The sequence below is a fragment of the Tersicoccus solisilvae genome, from assembly GCF_014643255.1.
Taxonomy (GTDB): Bacteria; Actinomycetota; Actinomycetes; order Actinomycetales; family Micrococcaceae; genus Tersicoccus; species Tersicoccus solisilvae.
The window spans coordinates 1-543 of the sequence record NZ_BMJI01000097.1; the positions used below are offsets into that span (position 1 = coordinate 1).

A 543-nucleotide genomic window follows, 5' to 3' on the forward strand; every position below is an offset into this window, starting at 1 on the left:
ATTTCCACCCTGGCCGACGCCATCCAAACCGTCGACTGAAGCACACAGGATAGTTATGCGTATTTACAGCCACTATATAGATGGACATGAAACAGATGGCAGCCTGGCACAGGCTTCACTGCCCATTTTCAACCCGGCCAGCGGCGAAGAGCAAGCCAGAGTCGCCCTCGCCTCCAAGTCAGATACAGAGCGGGCGATAGACTCGGCCAAGCAGGCTTTTGACGCTTGGTCAAAGGTATCGCCCCTTAACCGGGCGCGGGTGCTGTTTCGCTTCAAAGCCCTGGTAGAAGCCCACATGGATGAACTGGCCGAGCTTATCTGCCTGCAACACGGCAAAGTGCTTGAAGATGCCAGGGGCGAGTTGGTTCGAGGGCTGGAAGTGGTTGAGTTTGCCTGCGGCATTCCCCATCTTCTCAAGGGGGAACACACTGAGCAGGTTGGCACTGGCGTCGATGCCTGGAGCATCAACCAACCGCTCGGGGTGGTCGCCGGCATTTCGCCGTTCAATTTCCCTGTGATGGTTCCCATGTGGATGTTCCCGAT

General features: G+C 56.7%; 1 protein-coding gene. It reads left to right on the forward strand.

The genetic code is table 11. The annotated features are described in order from the left end of the window. Positions 1-55: 55 nt before the first annotated feature. The coding region (locus tag IEX22_RS16420; RefSeq protein ID WP_188669299.1) for an aldehyde dehydrogenase family protein at positions 56-543 on the forward strand (488 nt) is incomplete at its 3' end.